At 50.1% G+C, this 18,036-nt stretch carries 23 protein-coding genes; 14 read left to right on the forward strand and 9 right to left on the reverse strand.

What is annotated here, in order from left to right; translation table 11 throughout:
• Positions 1–64: 64 nt before the first annotated feature.
• Complete coding sequence (locus tag V5J35_RS17625) at positions 65–475, reverse strand: DoxX family protein (RefSeq protein ID WP_354008402.1); 411 nt, start codon at positions 473–475, stop codon at positions 65–67.
• A 128-nt stretch (positions 476–603) separates the two neighbouring features.
• Here V5J35_RS17625 and V5J35_RS17630 point away from each other — a divergent pair, with 128 nt between their 5' ends.
• Positions 604–1,554: a LysR family transcriptional regulator gene (locus V5J35_RS17630; protein ID WP_354008403.1), complete on the forward strand. Its 951-nt coding sequence runs from the start codon at positions 604–606 to the stop codon at positions 1,552–1,554.
• A gap of 8 nt (positions 1,555–1,562) precedes the next feature.
• Here the strand turns inward: V5J35_RS17630 and V5J35_RS17635 are convergent, their stop codons facing one another.
• Both V5J35_RS17635 and V5J35_RS17640 read right to left on the reverse strand, forming a co-directional pair.
• On the reverse strand, positions 1,563–2,024 hold the full coding sequence (locus V5J35_RS17635) for an acyl-CoA dehydrogenase family protein (protein ID WP_354008404.1): 462 nt from the start codon (positions 2,022–2,024) through the stop codon (positions 1,563–1,565).
• Positions 2,025–2,055: 31 nt separating this feature from the next.
• Positions 2,056–2,283, reverse strand: coding sequence for a hypothetical protein (locus V5J35_RS17640; RefSeq protein ID WP_354008405.1), 228 nt, complete (start codon positions 2,281–2,283; stop codon positions 2,056–2,058).
• A gap of 206 nt (positions 2,284–2,489) precedes the next feature.
• Here V5J35_RS17640 and V5J35_RS17645 point away from each other — a divergent pair, with 206 nt between their 5' ends.
• From V5J35_RS17645 to V5J35_RS17665, 5 genes are all read left to right on the forward strand, one after another.
• The gene (locus V5J35_RS17645) at positions 2,490–2,993 is read left to right on the forward strand and encodes a flavin reductase family protein (RefSeq protein ID WP_354008406.1); all 504 of its coding nucleotides are present in this window, start codon (positions 2,490–2,492) and stop codon (positions 2,991–2,993) included.
• Positions 2,994–3,019: 26 nt separating this feature from the next.
• The gene (locus V5J35_RS17650; RefSeq protein WP_354008407.1) at positions 3,020–4,729 is read left to right on the forward strand and encodes an FAD-binding protein; all 1,710 of its coding nucleotides are present in this window, start codon (positions 3,020–3,022) and stop codon (positions 4,727–4,729) included.
• A 435-nt stretch (positions 4,730–5,164) separates the two neighbouring features.
• Positions 5,165–5,422 carry an AMP-binding protein gene (locus V5J35_RS17655; RefSeq protein WP_354008408.1) on the forward strand — a complete coding sequence of 86 codons (258 nt, stop codon included), beginning with the start codon at positions 5,165–5,167 and terminating at the stop codon, positions 5,420–5,422.
• A gap of 22 nt (positions 5,423–5,444) precedes the next feature.
• On the forward strand, positions 5,445–5,651 hold the full coding sequence (locus V5J35_RS17660; RefSeq protein ID WP_354008409.1) for an acyl-CoA synthetase family protein: 207 nt from the start codon (positions 5,445–5,447) through the stop codon (positions 5,649–5,651).
• Positions 5,651–5,998 carry an AMP-binding enzyme gene (locus tag V5J35_RS17665; RefSeq protein ID WP_354008410.1) on the forward strand — a complete coding sequence of 116 codons (348 nt, stop codon included), beginning with the start codon at positions 5,651–5,653 and terminating at the stop codon, positions 5,996–5,998. The genes V5J35_RS17660 and V5J35_RS17665 overlap by 1 nt, the downstream gene beginning before the upstream one ends.
• 57 nt (positions 5,999–6,055) lie before the next feature.
• On the opposite strand, the gene V5J35_RS17670 is transcribed toward V5J35_RS17665, so the two are convergent.
• The 3 genes from V5J35_RS17670 to V5J35_RS17680 form a co-directional block, all read right to left on the reverse strand.
• Positions 6,056–6,694, reverse strand: coding sequence for a magnesium transporter (locus V5J35_RS17670; RefSeq protein WP_354008411.1), 639 nt, complete (start codon positions 6,692–6,694; stop codon positions 6,056–6,058).
• Between the two features lie 382 nt (positions 6,695–7,076).
• Positions 7,077–7,463: a YybH family protein gene (locus V5J35_RS17675; protein WP_354008412.1), complete on the reverse strand. Its 387-nt coding sequence runs from the start codon at positions 7,461–7,463 to the stop codon at positions 7,077–7,079.
• Between the two features lie 84 nt (positions 7,464–7,547).
• The gene (locus tag V5J35_RS17680; RefSeq protein ID WP_354008413.1) at positions 7,548–7,811 is read right to left on the reverse strand and encodes a YihD family protein; all 264 of its coding nucleotides are present in this window, start codon (positions 7,809–7,811) and stop codon (positions 7,548–7,550) included.
• A 193-nt stretch (positions 7,812–8,004) separates the two neighbouring features.
• On the opposite strand from V5J35_RS17680, the gene grcA reads away from it, so the two are divergent.
• The 7 genes from grcA to V5J35_RS17715 all read left to right on the forward strand — a co-directional run bounded on the left by grcA (position 8,005) and on the right by V5J35_RS17715 (position 14,440).
• Positions 8,005–8,391 carry an autonomous glycyl radical cofactor GrcA gene (gene grcA / locus V5J35_RS17685; RefSeq protein WP_354008414.1) on the forward strand — a complete coding sequence of 129 codons (387 nt, stop codon included), beginning with the start codon at positions 8,005–8,007 and terminating at the stop codon, positions 8,389–8,391.
• 96 nt (positions 8,392–8,487) lie between these two features.
• Positions 8,488–9,663, forward strand: a complete 1,176-nt coding sequence (locus tag V5J35_RS17690; protein WP_354008415.1) for a methyltransferase — start codon at positions 8,488–8,490, stop codon at positions 9,661–9,663.
• Positions 9,664–9,821: 158 nt separating this feature from the next.
• Positions 9,822–10,715: a VOC family protein gene (locus tag V5J35_RS17695; protein WP_354008416.1), complete on the forward strand. Its 894-nt coding sequence runs from the start codon at positions 9,822–9,824 to the stop codon at positions 10,713–10,715.
• 12 nt (positions 10,716–10,727) lie between these two features.
• Positions 10,728–11,603 carry a CoA transferase subunit A gene (locus V5J35_RS17700; RefSeq protein ID WP_354008417.1) on the forward strand — a complete coding sequence of 292 codons (876 nt, stop codon included), beginning with the start codon at positions 10,728–10,730 and terminating at the stop codon, positions 11,601–11,603.
• An 11-nt stretch (positions 11,604–11,614) separates the two neighbouring features.
• On the forward strand, positions 11,615–12,415 hold the full coding sequence (locus V5J35_RS17705) for a CoA-transferase subunit beta (protein WP_354008418.1): 801 nt from the start codon (positions 11,615–11,617) through the stop codon (positions 12,413–12,415).
• Positions 12,416–12,452: 37 nt separating this feature from the next.
• The gene (locus V5J35_RS17710) at positions 12,453–13,346 is read left to right on the forward strand and encodes an enoyl-CoA hydratase (protein WP_354008419.1); all 894 of its coding nucleotides are present in this window, start codon (positions 12,453–12,455) and stop codon (positions 13,344–13,346) included.
• On the forward strand, positions 13,346–14,440 hold the full coding sequence (locus tag V5J35_RS17715) for an NAD(P)H-dependent flavin oxidoreductase (RefSeq protein ID WP_354008420.1): 1,095 nt from the start codon (positions 13,346–13,348) through the stop codon (positions 14,438–14,440). The genes V5J35_RS17710 and V5J35_RS17715 overlap by 1 nt, the downstream gene beginning before the upstream one ends.
• A gap of 267 nt (positions 14,441–14,707) precedes the next feature.
• Here the strand turns inward: V5J35_RS17715 and V5J35_RS17720 are convergent, their stop codons facing one another.
• From V5J35_RS17720 to V5J35_RS17730, 3 genes are all read right to left on the reverse strand, one after another.
• Positions 14,708–15,388: a hypothetical protein gene (locus V5J35_RS17720; RefSeq protein ID WP_354008421.1), complete on the reverse strand. Its 681-nt coding sequence runs from the start codon at positions 15,386–15,388 to the stop codon at positions 14,708–14,710.
• Positions 15,389–15,551: 163 nt separating this feature from the next.
• Positions 15,552–16,262 (reverse strand): hypothetical protein, encoded by a 711-nt coding sequence (locus V5J35_RS17725; RefSeq protein ID WP_354008422.1) that lies wholly within the window; start codon positions 16,260–16,262, stop codon positions 15,552–15,554.
• A gap of 82 nt (positions 16,263–16,344) precedes the next feature.
• Positions 16,345–16,944 carry a short chain dehydrogenase gene (locus V5J35_RS17730; RefSeq protein ID WP_354008423.1) on the reverse strand — a complete coding sequence of 200 codons (600 nt, stop codon included), beginning with the start codon at positions 16,942–16,944 and terminating at the stop codon, positions 16,345–16,347.
• 125 nt (positions 16,945–17,069) lie between these two features.
• Between V5J35_RS17730 and V5J35_RS17735 the strand changes: the two genes are divergently transcribed.
• Positions 17,070–17,969, forward strand: a complete 900-nt coding sequence (locus V5J35_RS17735) for a LysR family transcriptional regulator (RefSeq protein WP_354008424.1) — start codon at positions 17,070–17,072, stop codon at positions 17,967–17,969.
• Positions 17,970–18,036: the final 67 nt, after the last annotated feature.

Below are 18,036 nucleotides of genomic sequence, written 5' to 3' on the forward strand. Positions count from 1 at the left end.
GCAATGGTGGGCTGTAAAGTAAAAAAGGCCGACGTTACGACCTGTTTTACCGGTTCCGTTATTCTCAGGCTGTCTGGGGCTGCTGTTCTTTTTTACTTTTCAGTACGCTGTCTACAGAAAAAGCGCCAGCTCCCAGTGCGGTGACCATCAACAGACCGCCAGCAATCGACAGATTTTTCATAAACAGTAATGACTGCATCTGCTCTGTCAGGTTGTGGAAAATCAGGTTAGCCACAAGGGTGAACCCTGCCAGCAGGAACGCGGCAATACGGGTGTTCCAGCCAACCAGCAGGGCAAGACCGCCCAGCAGTTCAACCGCAATCACCAGTGGCAGCAGCATGCCGGGAATGCCCATGGCTTCCATATAACCCTGGGTGCCAGTGTAACCACCGATTTTGTTGTAGCCAGCCAGAATAAACATCAGGGAGAGGAGTAAACGACCAAACGGGGCGATAAGTTTTTGTGCCTGATCCATGCGGTAATACCTTTGTTGTTCTCTTTCTGTCGGTTCGTAGAGATTGTTTGGCAGTAGTGTATGAATTAGAGTGGGCAGGAAAAACACAACGAATGTGAATTAATAATTTCAAAAAAGAGAACAGTGACGTGAGCCAGCTTAAGGAGTTGCAGGTCTTTGTCCGGGTGGTCGAGGCCGGAGGTATTGGTAAGGCGGCAGAGCAGATGGGGATTGCCAAGTCAGCAGTCAGTCAGCGTCTTGTAAAGCTGGAAAAACGTATGGGTGTCAGGTTACTGAACCGTACGACCCGGCGCTCACATCTTACCGAAGCAGGGCAGCGCTGCTATCAGCAGTCATTGAATATTCTTAATGCAGTTTCAGAATTACACACTGTGGTCTGCGAGCAGGAACAGGAGCTTCAGGGTGTGCTGAAAATTGCGGCACCACTGGTTTTTGGCCGACACCATCTGGTCAGGGTGGTTGATCAGTTTACCCGCCTGCATCCAAAACTGCTGCTGGATATCGACCTGTCTGACCGGTATGTCAACCTCATAGAGTCTGGTCGCGATATGGCAATCCGCATTGGCTCATTGCCTGACTCGACGCTTCAGGCCCGACGCATAGCTTCTGCCAACGGCATGCTGGTAGCCAGCCCCGACTACCTTGAACGCTATGGTACTCCGGAAACACCAGAAGACCTGAAAGATCACGCCCTCCTGCAATATGAAACTAGCCGGGGTAGCGCTGTCAGACTGAGAGACCGGCAGGGAACCACCATCAGCTACTCCATGAAGCCCAGGCTGATCGCCAACAATGGTGACTTTCTTAATGAAATGGCGATTCTCGGCCAGGGCATTGTTTTATCACCAACGTTTATCTGCTGGCAGGATGTTCAGGAGGGAAGGCTGGTGCAGGTGTTGCCCGATTATGATGTCCCGATTGGGGGAATTTATGCCGTTTATCCGGAAAACCGTTTTGTTTCACGACCATTGCGCTCGTTTATTGATTATCTGGTAGAGGTACTGGGTGACAGTCCTCACTGGGATAATCCAAAGGAAACCTGCAGAGTGTTTGAACAGCAAACGCCCTGCAAGGGGTAGAGGTTTACTTATAAGAAGAAATCAGTGCTTTTCCGACCAAACACAACACCGCCAAAGTTGCGCCCGTATTTGTCCGGCACATTGGCAACATGGGTGCGGCCCGTCTGAATATCACGAAAAGCACGATTAACGGTATGGTTCCTGAAGATCACTGAAGAACCGCAGTAGGTGTAAAGCTGGTTGACGGCTTCTGCACACTTGGTCATGACATAGGCCGAGTCGTATCGCATCTTGACCCGTTCTTTCATATCAAGTGGAACATCGTTCTCCGTTTTATCCGCCAGAATGTCGAAGTTTTTGAACAGGGTGGTCTTGCACTCATCCACAACTCTCAGGGCATCGGCAGCCGCTTTCTGAGCTCCGGGATCTTCCCTGACGGCTTTGCCATCACTGAGGACGATACGGTTGCGGTTAAATTCAATGTATTCGTCCACTGCCCCTTTTAACGCACCAATGGCAGAAGACGACACAGAACGCACAAAAATCTGGCCAAAGGGTAATTTAAACAGGGGGGCAGTGTCCCGGACTGTTCTGCATAAAGCCGTCCAGTGAACGGTGTGTACGATACTCTGGTACAAAAACATCGTCTACGACAATGTCATTAGATCCGGTTGCCCTCAAACCCATTACATCCCAGTTATCCTGAATTTCATAATCACTGCGGGGGACCAGGAAGGTTCGGTAATCCGGTGCCTCACGTTCCTGCCTGACCTGCTCTTTATCAATCATTATTGTTATCTCCGCGTCCCCGGTTAGTTGTGACCGCATGATTCTGGAAAATGAATATGGAGCAGATTGAAGCAAGAGCGGTCAGTACACACATCATCTAAACGAATTAGTGCATTTAATGCCCTGTAGTCTTGATGGACGATGATGCCAACATGGCTGACAGAGACAATCCTGCTATCTGTAAAAAAGATGACAGGAGTTAGACAATGAGCGGCAAAAACGATTTAAAGAGTAGTATGCTGCAGGCCATGAGACGCCTTGCCAGCTCGGTTTCAGTAGTGAGTTGCAGCGGTAAGGCAGAGCGTCATGCCATGGCCGCTACTTCTGTTACTTCTCTCTCCATGGACCCACCGTCACTGCTGGTTTGTGTCAATCAGTCAACGGCCATGCACTCCGCCCTGGCTGAAGGGGCTGATTTCTGTATCAATGTTCTCAGTCTGGAGCAGCAGGATGTATCCGTTGCCTGTGGTGGCAGACTGCGCGGAGAAGAACGCTTTGCGTTTGGTAACTGGGCTAAATCTGAAGGTGGCCTGCCTTATCTGGCCGATGCTCAATCGGTTCTGATGTGTGTGCAGGATGGTCGTTACGATTATGGAACGCACACTATTTTTATCGGGCGGATTAAAAGTATTCAAAACAGTGAAGACGTCAACCCGCTGGTTTATGTCGACGGTCGATATACGACAACGGCTGAAGCCGTGGAAGCCTGAGCATCACGATAATAAAAGGGCAAGCTATGACCAGACAGCAAATGACTGAAGTTCCGCAGGCGCTAAGCATTGAGTGTGCAGATCAGTATGACTGGGATGATGAACAGGATGTCGTTGTCGTTGGTTTTGGTGGCGCAGGCGTAGCTGCCGCGCTGGAGTCTGTTCAGCAGGGAGCTACGGTGCTGGCGGTTGACCGCTTTTTTGGTGGTGGTGCAACGGCCGGAAGTGGCGGGGTTGTCTATGCGGGTGGTGGAACCCCGATACAAAAGTCTGAAGGTGTCGAGGATACTCCGGAGCAGATGTTTGAATACCTGAAAATGGAAGTAGGGGATGCGGTCAGGGAAGAGACATTGCGCCGTTTCTGTGACCAGAGTGTGACTAACCTGCAGTGGCTACAGCATCATAATGTTGAGTTTGCGGGCAATATTCCCCCGGTAAAAACGTCGTATCCCACGGATCAGTATTATCTGTATTACTCTGGTAACGAGGCGGTTTCTTCTTATGCCGAACAGGTTAAACCTGCGCCACGAGGTCACCGGGTGAAAGGTAGAGGGTTGTCTGGAGAAGTGCTGTTTGCTGCTTTACGTAAATCAGCACTAAGTCGGGGCGTCAAGCTTCAGGTGCAGACTGAAGCAATCCGGCTGATCACTGATCAGAATGGTCAGGTGGTCGGTCTGGAAGTTCGGCAGATACCCGCAGGCTCAAGCGCTGCTCGCAGGCATAAGCTGCTTTATCGTCTGGCGGAGCGCAGTCATAACGCGGCTCGTAAGTTTGCTTTTCGCCTGAGAGATAAACTGGCTGTCCTTGAACGTGCAGAAGGTGTCGTAAAACGAATACGCGCCCGTAAGGGAGTGATTCTGTCTGCCGGTGGTTTCGTTATGAATCAGACGATGATGGATCAGTACGGTGAAAAGTATGTAGGTGCTTTGCAGCTGGGAACGTCGGGCTGCACAGGGTCCGGCATCCGGCTGGGGCAGGGCGCTGGTGGCGCTATTGACCGGATGGATAAAATCAGTGCCTGGTGCTTTATTAATCCACCACTGGCCTTTGCCCATGGAATTGCTGTGAATCTGAAGGGTGAGCGTTTCTGCAGTGAAGATGTTTATGGCGCAAAACTGGGATATGAACTGGTTGAAAAGCAGAATAATAAAGCATCACTGATTTTTAATGGTGAGCTGCGCAAACAGGCGTTGTCACAATCCGTACCCGGTAAGCTGCCGTTCTTCCAGTATATGCCTGCGTTAATGGCTATTTTTGTGGCGGCGAAAAAAGCGAATACTCTTGCAGAGCTGGCCGACTATACCGGTGCGCCTCTGGAGACTCTGGTGAAAACCCTGCACCAGTACAGTAAACATGCCAGAACCAATACCAGAGATCAGCTGGGTAAGGCTGAAAGCTTTATGGCTAACCTGGATGAGGGGCCGTGGTATGTTCTGGATCTCGACATCACTAATGAGAAGTTCCCATGCCCGATGATTACTCTGGGCGGTTTACAGATTAATGAAGAGACCGGCGAAGTCATCAATGAAGACGGCAGGGAAATCAAAGGGCTTTATTCTGCAGGCCGGAATGCAGTGGGTGTCGCTTCCAACTTATACGTAAGTGGTCTTTCAATTGCGGACTGTATTTTCTCCGGCAGACGAGCCGGTCGGCATGTAGTGAAGGTTGATGCGGCTGACGATACCAATGCTGAAGCTGAGCCCGCTGAACAGGACGAAGTGGCTGAAGTCGTTTAAATTCAATGACTTTAACGTGTTGCGTAGGTTGGGTCGACCGAATGCGATATCCAATACGGTGAACAGCATTGAGCTCCCATGTTGGGAATTACCCTGAAGGGCATAAACGCTGCGCTCGTCCCAACCTACAGGTCAAACGTAATGAAACGATGTGCCAGGCATTAGGCTTGCTGTTTATTGTGGATGAACGGCAAGCCCTGCTTCATCTAAAAACAGAAATAATAAACAGGTGTTCAGTATGGCTGACCAGGCAGTTGGCAGTACCATTCCGAAGCTGGCTACATACTACGCAGTGCCGGTGTGAATGTGCTGTTTTGTATTGATGAATTTCTGGGGAACGATTACTTTGCTCTGCTGGCAGACGAATAATTGCCAGAACTCAGGACGTTCATAACCTTTCGATCAGCAGGTTCTGATCAAAACGACAATAAACGTATGACCTTCGAACACTTCCTGACTCTGGGTGGAAAGGTTGAAGAGACAGTTGTCAGGAGTCGTCAGGATCAGGTTCATAATAACGATATGTCCGACCTGTTGTTTACGTCAGGTACGACCGGAAAAACCAAAGGGGTTATCACCCGGCATGGGCAGAACCTTGGCGTTATTTCAGACTGGAGTGATGTGGTGGGTCTGCAGTCCGGTGACCGGTACCTGATCGTTAACCCTTTCTTTCTTTCATTCATTTGGCTATAAAGCGGGCTTTATTGCAGCGCTGATGCGCGGCTGTACCATTCTTCCGATGCAGGTGTTTGATGTGGAAGCGATTCTCAGGGTGATTGTCAGCGAGAGCGTTTCTGTGCTTCCGGGGCCGCTAACGCTTTACCAGTCCATTCTTGCAACGCCAGAGCTGGATAACTATGACCTCTCATCGCTGCGGGTGGCGGTTACGGGCGCTGCCGCTATACCGGTGATATTGGAGTGATGAACGAAGCGGGATATCTGCGCATTACTGACCGGATTAAGGACATGATCATCACGGGAGGCTTTAACGTCTACATTGAGAATGTACTCAGCGCTCACAAGTCCGTTGCTCAGGCAGCGATTGTCGGTGTGCCTGATAAGCGCATGGGGGAAGTGGCGATGGCCTATATCATTCCTTCCGCGTCATATCAGCCGGAAGCATCGGATATTATTGACTGGTGTCGTCAGGAAATGGCGAATTACAAGGTGCCGAGGCATGTGAGGTTTGTGGAAAGCTTTCCGCTCAACGCATCGGGTAAGGTTCTGAAATTCGAGCTGAGGGAAAGGGCAAAGGTCGAGCTGGATTAAAGGTGAATTAAACGTTTTTTTCGGGGTGGAGTCATCCACCCCATAGATTCCACACTATCAGATGTTCAGCATGCTGGTGGCCAGACCGAAGTAGATCAGCATACCGAAGATATCAACGATGCTGGTCAGCATTGGACTGGTCATGACTGCCGGGTTGATACCCGCGCGGGTGGCACCCAGAGGGATTGTGGCACCGATCAGGGTGGATACAACAATCTGAACCGCCAGAGCAAAAGAGATAACAAAAGCCACTTCAAACAGGCTGGTATCCATTGGCAGAGCCGCGTCACCACTCAGCAGGGCCACCTTGCAGAATGCAATAATGGAAATAACACCCGCCGTCATAATCGCAATGCGCAGCTCTTTCCACAGAACCCGCAGGTACAGGCCAGTGTGCAGGTCATTTTTCGCCAGTGCCTGAATGATCACAGACGCTGCCTGACTACCGCTGTTGCCGCCGCTGTCGGCAATCATTGGAATGTAGACCGCCAGAATCAGCAGGCTGGAGAGAGTGTCTTCAAAAGAGGTGATAATGTAGCCGGAAATGAACCCGAACAGCGCCAGCATAACCATCCAGCCGATGCGTGCCTGAAAATGGTCCATAACAGACTGGTTCAGATAGTCGCTGTTGGTGTTTTCTGCGCGAGTGTTGAATACGTTGCCGATGGCAGCGGTGCGAGCCTGTGCGTTGAACATGGCGTTAATCCTGCAATTAATTCAGTGTCGTGTTGTTAACCTCTGGTTTCAGGCAGGCAACAGACACTTGGCAGGAACACCGCGGTCTTTAAGGTGATCCTTTATCTGTTGCCCGCCGGCGTAGACGGAGGTTCCGAAGATTGATCAAACAATAAAGACATGGGTCACCTTCTGTGTAAAAACACTTTCTGTATAGAAACAGTGGTGTGTAGGGACAGTAAATTTGCGGGCATACTAGTCTGTTCATCCTGAACAAAACCTGAATGGAAAGCTTGATTTCGGTTTTCCGAGGGAAGGGTTGGTTGATTTTCAGGAAAGTATTGGTTTTCTTGTGAACAGCTGGTGCGTTGATGTTCAGAAAAATCAGATAATGTTGCTCAGGTTATTCCGGAGAGGGAGAGAAATGCTGGTGGCGAATCAGCCACTTTCCTGAATGGTTTTCCAGAAATGCTGTCACACGAACTTTAGGGTGGTCGTACCCCTTTACATTCAGCTGGGTACACATGCAGGCTGCCTCACCGTACAGGTATACGACAGGCGCTTCAGTTTCCGACACAAAGCCATCTTCACTGCTGAAGTAGTCGTTATAGCGCTGTTCAATGTCAGAGCGGCTGTTCAGGTTGACGTGCAGACCGAAGCTGTGCGGTTCGTTATCGTCCACGAACAGGGACATCATGCCGTCTACATCCTTGTCCTTTATACAGCGTTCATATTGTCTGATGATATGCAGGAAAGGTGCCAGCGCCTCTCCTTCCAGTCTTGTGGACATATTGAGACTCCTAATATAGCGATCAAGCGTCATTAGAAGTCTATAAGAAATAGCGGTGACTGCCAGAAAGAGTCGATAAATTCTTCAGCTGATGCCACGGGCCTTTAGAATCGCGGACTTGAAATCGTCCACACAGTCCCTGGCAATACCGGGGATCATTTCCTGGTGGTCACGGCTACGCATTTTCAGGTGATAGATCAGCATGTCGTCGTTCATTGCGCGAAGGTCGCCTTTGTGACCGGCTTCTTCAGCCATTTTACCCAGAAAGGTCATCAGGCTGTCATTCTGGCTGGTCATCCATTCGTCTTTCAACAGTTCCAGCAGCTCGTTAATACGGTGGCATTGCATGCTTTACTCCTTTGCCCTGCGGTGAAGAATTGTGTTTGAGATTGTTAATGTGTGATTTCGTATCACATTGATTTATATGAATATAATACATGCAAATTATATGAATTTTTAGTTTTATCTCAAAAATGACTTTGTTATAGTCCTGCTTACTGGCTTTATAGCAATGAATACTTATAAGTATCAGGAGTAAGCGATGAGCACTGTAAAAGGAATTCAGATTACCCGGGCAGACAATGAAGCTCTTTTGAACTCTTTCTGGCTGATTGATGAAGAAGATAACATCGCCCGTTGTCTGTGTTCCCGTGATCAGGCCTTTGAACAGGACGAACAGGTTGAACTGAGTCGTCTGGGTGAGTTTGAATACCGGGAAGTACCTGTGGAGCAGCCGTCCCTGCGTGAAGGCGGGCAACATCTGAATGTGAACGTTCTGTCTGCGGAAATGCTGCAGGATGCTGTGGATAACCCGGAGAAGTACCCATCTCTCACCATTCGAGTTTCTGGCTATGCGGTACGCTTTAACTCCCTGACTCCGGAACAGCAGCGTGACGTGATTACCCGTACTTTTACAAAATCCATGTAATCATTTTGGTGCGACCAGCCTTCGGTCATTATTCATCAAGTACTGAAGGCTGGCAGTGACAGATATGGTAAACTCTGGCTTTTGCGTGTCCTTAGCATGTCTGTCGTTGACCCTCATTTTAACTCACCCTTTCACACTCTCAGTTTGCAACGCATCCCTTTGCGTCGACGGGAAACCCTGCAGGCCTGGGATGCAGCCGATGAGTATCTGCTCAACCATTTCTTTACCGAATTTGCCCGGCAGAAGTCTGCTCCTGACCAGAATGTACTGGTCTGTAATGACAACTTTGGTGCGCTGTGTCTGAACCTGCATGACTATAAGCCTGCCCTGTATACCGACTCACATATTGCCGAGCTGGCACTGACTCATAATGCACAGCTGAATAACCTGCCTGTGTCTTCTGTTTCAGTGATTCCTTCAACGGCTGAACCTGCAGGTAGTAGCGGGAATGGGAAGTGGGATGTGGTGCTGATGAAACTGCCTAAAAATCAATCCTGGTTCCGGGAACAGCTGATTCAGATCAAGCCGTTTCTAAATGAAGGCAGCAAAGTGATCGTGGCAGCCATGGTTAAGCACCTGCCTCACTCAGCACTGGAACAACTGGAACAGATAATTGGTCCTGCCAGCCTGTCCAGGGCGAAGAAAAAAGCGCGCCTGCTGATGGCGGACACTGATCTGCAACGAAAGGCGTTAGTGTCTAAATACCCCAGGCACTGGCAGGTTGACAACGCCCGCAAACCGCACAATGGCATTAAGCTGATTAATCATGCCAACACCTTTTCCAGAGACAGTCTGGATATTGGAGCCCGCTTTTTTATTGAACACCTGCCAACGGGCATAGAGGGCGATATTATCGATATGGGCTGTGGTAATGGCATCATCGGCATTGCTACCGCGATGCAGAATCCGGGGCATATCACCTTTGTTGACGAGTCGCACATGGCGGTGGCCTCTGCGCAGGCAAGCTGGCTGGCGAACGACATGAACGAGGCGCAGGCGAGCTTTAAAGTGAATGATGCGTTGCAGGGCTTTGCGGCTAATAGCGCCGACTGCGTGTTGTGTAATCCCCCTTTTCATCAGCAGACCACCGTTGGCGACCAGATTGCCCAACGCATGTTTCGGGATGCAAAACAGGTGCTGAAACCAGGCGGTGAGTTTCGGGTCATCGGTAACCGTCATCTGGGCTATCACGGCCTGATGAAAAAACTGTTTGGTAATTGCACGCTGGTGGCCTCTAATTCCAAATTTGTTGTGCTTTCGTCAATTCGGTAAAACAGCTTCCTGAGACCTTCCCCTGCTAAACCCGTTAGTCTTATTGGACGATGATGCCCTTTGTGTTTGTCCGGTTTAATCCCTTGCAATAGTTAAAGTTTTTACGCCGGACAGGGCTGTCAGTCCCGTCGAAAACAGAATAAAAAGAGGGCAGGCAAATGGACATTCGTGGTCTGGGTTACGTCACTGCGTTATCGACCGATCTGGAACAATGGCGGGAATACGCTATCCAGGTTCTGGGACTGATGATTGCCCCTGAATCCACCGACGACGTGCTGTTACTGAAGCTGGACGAGCGTTGTTTTCGTATTGCAGTGGAAAAATCTGATCGTGATGGTTTTGGCGTCAGTGGCTGGGAAGTGGCTGATCAGCAGGCCTTTGATCAGGCCGTTGCCGGACTTGAAGCGGCTGACGTGGATGTTCTGCCGGGAGAGATTCAGGCACGCAGGGTTCAGGCTCTGGCAAAATTCAGGGACCCGGAAGGGAATCGTCATGAAATTTTCTGGGGTCCCGTCAGCGACTACTCCCGTTTTGTCTCGCCCGCAGGTGTTAAAGGTTTTGTTACCGGAGAGCTGGGGCTGGGGCATGTTGTTCTGCCCGCCACTGCGTTTGACCGCTGTCGTGAGTTTTATACCCATGTGATGGGCTTTGGTCTTTCTGACCTGATGAATGTCCGTTTTACCCCTGACCCTGCCGAGCCAGACAAACGTCTGCACTTCCTGCACTGTAACAACGCACGTCATCATTCACTGGCGATTTTTGAAATGCCCAGTGACTCAGGCTGTGTCCACATGATGCTGGAAGTGGAAGACGTAGATGAAGTAGGCCGGGCTCTCGACCGACAACAGGCGCATGGCGTCAAACTGTCCGCCACGCTTGGTCGCCATATCAACGACGATATGGTGTCGTTCTATATGAATACACCGTCTGGTTTCGACCTGGAATACGGCAGTGAAGGTCTGGTTATGGACTGGGACAAACATACTGCGTTTGGAACCACTGCAACCAGTCACTGGGGACACGATTTCAGCATTGGCTTCAGGCAGGATTAAGGGGTAGCTGTAATGGATAAACGCATGACCACCGCTGATATCGTTGGCGAACTGCGTGACGGTATGACTATTGGTATTGGTGGCTGGGGACCCAGGCGCAAGCCAATGGCGCTGGTTCGGGAAATTCTCAGATCAGACCTGAAGGATCTGACCATTGTCGCCTATGGCGGAGCCGATGTGGGCATGCTCTGTGCCGCCGGGAAAGTGAAAAAAGTGGTCTTTGCTTTTGTATCACTGGATTTTATCCCCCTGGAACCGTATTTCCGCCAGGCTCGCCAAAACGGTGAGATTGAAGTGATGGAAATTGATGAAGGCATGATGTTGCTGGGGCTGAGGGCGGCAGCCTGGGGGTGTCCTTTCATTCCTACCCGGATTGGCCTGGGAACGGATGTTATTAAAGTTAACCCTGAACTGAAGGTGATTGACAGCCCTTATGACGACAAAGAATGGGTCGCCATGCCTGCCCTGAAACTGGATGTTTCACTGTTACATGTTGATCGGGCCGATGAGCGTGGAGTCTGTCAGATCAGGGGAGCCGATCATTATATGGATGACTGGTTTGCCAGGGCAGCAGACAAGACCTTTGTAACCTGTGATGAACTGGTGGACAGCGATTATTTTGCCGACCCTGAAGAGTCGCGCTATGTGTTCTGGGAACGGTCCGCGACAACTGGTGTCAGCCTGATGCCTGGTGGCGCTCACCCATCATCCTGCGCACCACTCTACGGCTTTGATGTACCTCATTTCAAAGAATACAGTGCCAGCGCCAAAGCGGGAGGCTTTGCTGTTTACTATGACAAGTACATCAGCAATACGACAGAAGAAGAATATCAGAAAAGGGTCGGTGGGCTTGAAGCGATTCGCAGCCTGCCCGCGCCGGTTTATTAAGGAGAAGCATTATGAGTACACCGGCTAAAGAGTTTTCACTGGCAGAACTGATGATCTGCGCAGGCGCTGAAGCCTTTCGCAACGATGGCGAAGTGCTGGCTACCGGAATTGGCTTGATTCCCAGACTGGCTGCCAGTCTGGCAATGAAAACCTTCAACCCTGATCTGATGATGACAGATTCCGAGGCTTATCTGCTCAGTGAGCCTAACCCGGTTGGCAATCGTCCGGACAACTTTGTACAGAAGAACGAAACCTGGATGGGCTTTTCCCGCATCTTTGACAATGTCTGGAGTAGCAAACGTCATGCGATGGTTGGCCCGACCCAGATTGACCAGTATGGGCAGGCAAATATTTCTGCCCTGGGCGGTTCTTATGAACAGCCCAAAGTTCAGATGCTGGGGGTGCGGGGGTTCCCGGGTAACTCCATCAGCCATGCCAACAGTTTTTTTGTCCCCGGCCATAACAAACGGGTCTTTGTTGCGGGTGAGTGCGACATGGTGGCATCTGTTGGCTATAACCGGGAACGACTGCCCGGGGGCTATAGTCTGGACGATGTGGATTTACGTCTGGTTATCACCGATTTGTGTGTGATGGACTGGCAGGGGCCTGATCATCAGTTACGGCTGGTCAGCCTGCATCCGGGCGTCAGTGTACAGGACGTTCAGGAAAATACGGGATTTGACGTTTATATCCCGGAGCAGGTAGCAGAAACGGTTCTGCCAGATGAAGAGCAGCTGCGTATTATCCAGCAGCTTGACCCCCATAATCTGCGTGCCAGCCAGTTAAAAGGTAATCCAGCGGGCAGACGTTGATAACCAATAAAATAAGAAGTACGAGAGGAACCCTCCCATGACCGATACGAATAATAACAATCAGGATGTGGTTCTCTATGAGGTACGGGACGACATCGCTATTGTCACCATGAACCGCCCTGAATATAACAATGCCCAGAATTCACAGATGACCTATGCACTGGATGCGGTATTCCTGCGTGCCAGTGATGACGACAGTGTCAAGGTGATTGTTCTGGCAGGAGCCGGTAAACATTTCTCAGCAGGCCATGATATTGGTACACTCGGTCGGGATGTGGACAAAACTTTCGACCGTGCGAGCCTCTGGTATGACCATGTGAATAAACCCGGTAGTGAATTTCTCTACACCCGCGAACAGGAGGTTTATCTGGGTATGTGCCGCCGCTGGCGGGATATTCCCAAGCCTACCATTGCCATGGTTCAGGGTGCCTGTGTGGCGGGGGGGGTGATGCTGGCCTGGGTATGCGACCTGATTATTGCCACCGATGACTCCTTTTATTCAGACCCTGTCGTGCGTATGGGCATTCCCGGTGTTGAGTACTTTGCTCATGTCCATGAACTGAATCCCCGGATAGCCAAGGAGTTCCTGTTTCTTGGTGAGAGAATGCCCGCTGAACGTGCCTTCCAGATGGGCATGTTGAACAAGGTAGTGACCAGGGAAACTCTGGAAGAGGAAACCATGGCGGTGGCCAGCCGTATTGCCAGAATGCCCCGGCTGGGATTACAGCTGACCAAGCAGGTCATTAATAGCGCTGAAGACCTGATGGGTAAACGCACGACCATGAATATGGCATTTGGCTATCACCATTTTGCCCACTCCCATAATGAACTGGTTTCCGGTGATCGTCTGGCAGGCTTTGATGGCAAAAAAATGGCTGACTCCCAGAGAGGACAGGAAAAAGAGAAAGCGTCTGTGGAGGGGCAATCCTGATGCCATTGCAAACCCGACTTACCGAACTGCTGGGGTGCAAATATCCGATTATCCAGACCGCCATGGGCTGGGTGGCTGATGCAAAACTGGTGGCTTCCACCGGTAATGCGGGAGGCTTCGGCTTTCTGGCAGGGGCGACGATCCCTCCGGAAGCGATGGAGCAGGCTATTGTGGAAACAAAAGTGCTGTCTGATCAGCCCTTTGGCGTGAACTTCCATATGTACCAGTCCAATGCTCAGGAGATCATTGAGCTGGTCATTAAATACGATGTAAAAGCGGTCAGCTACAGCCGTTCACCCGGTAAAGCATTGATCGGGCAGTTAAAAGAAGCAGATGTCGTTTGTATCCCTACCGTTGGCGCACTGAAACATGCGGTCAAAGCCGTACAGATGGGCGCTGATGCCGTGGTGGTTCAGGGTGGGGAAGGGGGAGGCCATACAGGGTCGGTACCTACATCCATTCTTCTGCCACAGGTGGTTGATGCCGTCGATGTTCCCGTCGTTGGGGCGGGTGGCTTCAAGGACGGACGCGGGCTGGTGGCTGCATTGGCTTATGGCGCTGAAGGCATTGCCATGGGAACCCGGTTCCTGATGACGGCAGACAGCCCGGTTCCGGTACAAACCCTGAGTCGCTATGTGGAAGAAAATAACCCGGCAAAAATCATTGTCAGTAAAGCCATTGACGGTATGCCGCAACGAATGATCAGCAATGCGTTTCTGGGCAAGCTGGAAAAGGCGGGCAACTGGAAGCGATTTTTGATGGCATTTGGCAACGGCCTTGCCTATCGGAAATACGCGGGCGCCAGCATTACCGACCTGGTTTCATCGGCTCTGAAAATGCGCAGTAATGACGGTATGACCGCAGCACAGGCGTTGATGTCAGCGAATGCCCCCATGGTCATCCAGAAAGCCATGGTGGATGGCAAACCATCTGAAGGGGTTTTGCCAGCCGGACAGATTGCCGGAGCTATTGATAACCTGCCAACCTGTGCAGAGCTGATTGAGCAAATTGTTAGCGAGGCAGAAACACGTCTGGTTCAAATGCAGCAACTGAATAAAAATAAAACAACAGCTTTTTTGTCGGTCGTTAGTTAAGAAACGGTTCGTTAATAAAAAGTACTGAACTGCGTTGGAACTCCTCGCAATAGCTCGCTATTACTCGTCGTTCCGCCTTTATGCCCTTCAGGGTATTATCCCGCGATCCAGAATGGCTTGCTCATGGTCATATTTAGAAAGCGGAATTGGTATAAGACAGGGTCATTAATAATAGCGTTGACGCTATTACTGATAACCCTGATTCGGTGTTAAAGCCATTTTATGCATCTTCCTGTGAAGATGCATAAATCTTCATAAAAAGCTCAGTCAGGCGTTTTCTTTCAACAACTTCAGAACCGGCTGCAGGAATCGGTTAGCTTCCTGAGAGCTGACCTTTTTACGCAGTTCAGCAGAGATTGCTCTCTGGTAAACACGCTTGTTAGCCGGCAGCTCACTGACCAGGGCATTGATCATTTCCGGGTTGAGCAATCGGTTAGCAAGAGGTGTCTGAGGGTAGGCAGCACGAACAACTTTCTGGTCGTACTCAATCAGAACGGCTTTCAGGGAACCTGGCTCGGCTTCTTCATACTCCAGCTCAGTTTCAGCAGGGGTAGCGGCTTTTTCAACGACAATGTCAATTTCAGCCACTTCTTCCTCGTTTCTGGTTTCTTCCAGATTGGCTGTTACAGTGGCAACAGCACCAGACTCTACCAGGGCCGCAGCCAGCTCGTCACGCATGATCCAGGCAGACGCTTCGCCAACCGTTCCTTCCAGAGCGAGAATGGATGCAGCAGTGCCTTCAGGCTCGATGTCCAGAAAGCTGGCGATACGCTTACCCAGATTATTCACAATCAGCGATGCTCGCTTGGCACCGGTCACTTCAGCAACCTGCTCTGCAGTGACTGCACGCTCAGGGAAGGCAAACCATGCAGTCAGCAACTCCATATCCTGTGTGCGAACGGCTTTGTTATTACCCAGTGCTTTAAGAAAAAATTCTTTAGAAATCAACAGCTTCACCTCGACGAAAAAAAATCCGCCTATTCTTTCAGGCTGACTCAAATAATCAATCGCTAGTTGTGCTGATCTGTATGTTTTTTCACTTATAACGGAGAGTGCTAAATGATTGATTAAGCGATACTTGAGGACAGCCTATTCTTGGTCAGGCTCCTGATTATTTGATAATTTCAGATTGTATCGAACTAATATAGTAGCCCACCGATGTAAAACGATACTCCTGAATGTAAGAGTTTGTCATGCCGCTATCAGTGAACGTTAGTCCCTGAAGACGACCCCGTTCATCGAATAACGCACTGCCTTTGATTCCTCTGAAAGATAGTTGAAGAGTTTCTCCTTGTTCAGCAGGGGTAACGATGAACTGATCCTTTTGGGCTGACTTGTGTTTGAATTTAACAGCCCTTTTGTGGTAATTCAGAGTCTGAGCATTTTTGTTCTTGCTCAGGAAGATGCAGCACCAGTCTGATTCGGGAATAGTCGTGTTCAGAGGCGTTTCATTGGCCAGTTTTACAGGCTTCTTTCCTGCCAGCGTATGATCGAGCTTCAGTAAGGCGAAGCTATTGGCAGAATCTTCTGCATTGATAGTCGTTAAGATTGAAATAGTCACAGTAACGGGTTTGCCATTGCTGATCACCTTAACCTGTCTGCCTTTTGTAGCAATGCATTCGCTGGGTGTCATAAGCCACAGGGGGGCAACCAGAATACCAAGGCACTGTGCGTCGACGCTTGCAAGGTAGTCATTTTCAATGACAATCAGGTATTCAGGCTCATGTTCCAGTTTGGCCACTTCGGCAGCAGTTGCCACCCTGCTAAAGAGGATAACAGCACAGAGGCTGGCAGCTATGCAGCTCCATTTTATTACGAGCATCAGATCTCCGGCGCTTTTGTAACGCTAACAATCTAATACACAGATCGGATAGCTGCCAGTTTATTGTTTGTACCCCGGAGGTTTAATGGACTTTGAATACCTGTCCGGTTGCGACCCCAAGTGCTGAACGAATGTAAGCTTTCGCAACAAGGTCTCCGGACACTGGCTGATAGCCCGGGAAGAAATCGCCATAAACGTCAACAGATTCCTGCAGCAGGCTGGGGCTAACCACATTAATCCGAATGCCATTGGGCAGCTCTGTAGATACCGCTTTGACAAAATGTTCTACGGCTCCGTTTACTGTGCTGGCACCTGTGCCTGTAGCAATCGTGTGGTCACTGAGAACCCCGGAAGTCAGGGTAATGGAACCTCTGGGTGACAGGTATTTCAAAGCCTCCCGGGTCAGGTTGACCTGTCCCATCAGTTTACTGGACAGGTTGACCTGCCACTCTTCAGCACTCATGTTCGTGAATGAGTTGAATGCGACATCACCGGCGGCACAGATCAGGTGATCAAAGGCGTTGATCTCTTCCAGCGCGGCGAGAATAGAATGAGTGTTGCTGATGTCCATCCGGTATTGGCCACTGGATTTGCCGACTTTTATCACCTCATATTTGCCTTCCAGTGCTTTGACGATGCGTGAGCCGATGGTTCCGGTAGCTCCGATAACAACAATTTTCATAATGGTTCTCCCGTTGTAGTATGAAGGCGTCGTTGGTAGTACCTTGAAAGTTATCGTATAGATTGCTTCCTGCCGGAAAAACAATAGAATCTAAACAGACTGTTAAACCTGTAAAGCTAAAAATAATGAACCTGTTGCACCTGGAAAGTTTTTACAATGTGGCGCAGAAAAAGGGATTTTCTGCCGCTGCCGATAGTCTGGATGTGTCCAAGGGGCTGGTCAGTCGTCATGTTGCCAGTCTTGAAGAAGCCTTTAACACCCAGCTGTTTCACCGAACCACCCGCAGTGTCACGCTGACTGAAGCCGGTCGTCATTTGTATGAAAAGGCCGAGCAGATTTTTTTGCTGGCACAAAATGCCCAACAACAGGTCATGGATATTTCCCATCAGGCCCAGGGAACCATCTCTTTTACCAGTCCGGTAACGCTGGGCGACCGGGTAGTACAGGATATTTTGCCGGAATATCGCGACCTGTGTCCTGAAGTCAGGGTTCAGCTGAATTTCAGTAGTTCTGCGTATGATATTGTCAATGGCGAACAGGATATTGCCCTGCGAACCACCAGTCTGCTGCCACTCGATGCGGTGGCCAGACCAGTCGGCATGATTCGCAATGCCATGGTTGTGTCGCCTGAATACGCTGAACGTCATGGTATACCGGAAACACCTCTGGATATTCACGACCACGAGTGTGTATTGCAGAGCCGTCATCTGAACTGGAATAACTGGAAGCTGTCTGACGGTGAGCGCTCGCTGGATATCAGCGTCAGTGGGCTGGTATCTGCTAATCGACATTCGACGATGCGCAAGCTCTGTTTAAATGGATTTGGAATTGCCAGTATCCCCTACTACCTGATTGAGAACGACTTAAATTCGGGCAGGCTGATACAGGTATTACCAGACTACCGGCTGGCGATGCATGAGCTGCATATTGTGTATGCAAGGCAGCGGGTCATTCCGCGCAAACTGGAGTTGTTTAAATCGCTGCTGGTGAAATGGTTTCAGGGGCATCCGGACTATTTGTTATGAAAATGCTGCTCTACCGGGCTTGATAGATAGTTTCAATACCTGAAACAAAAGTATCAGTGACTGAGTC

It is taken from the genome of Endozoicomonas sp. NE40 (genome assembly GCF_040549045.1).
Classification (GTDB): Bacteria; Pseudomonadota; Gammaproteobacteria; order Pseudomonadales; family Endozoicomonadaceae; genus Endozoicomonas_A; species Endozoicomonas_A lisbonensis.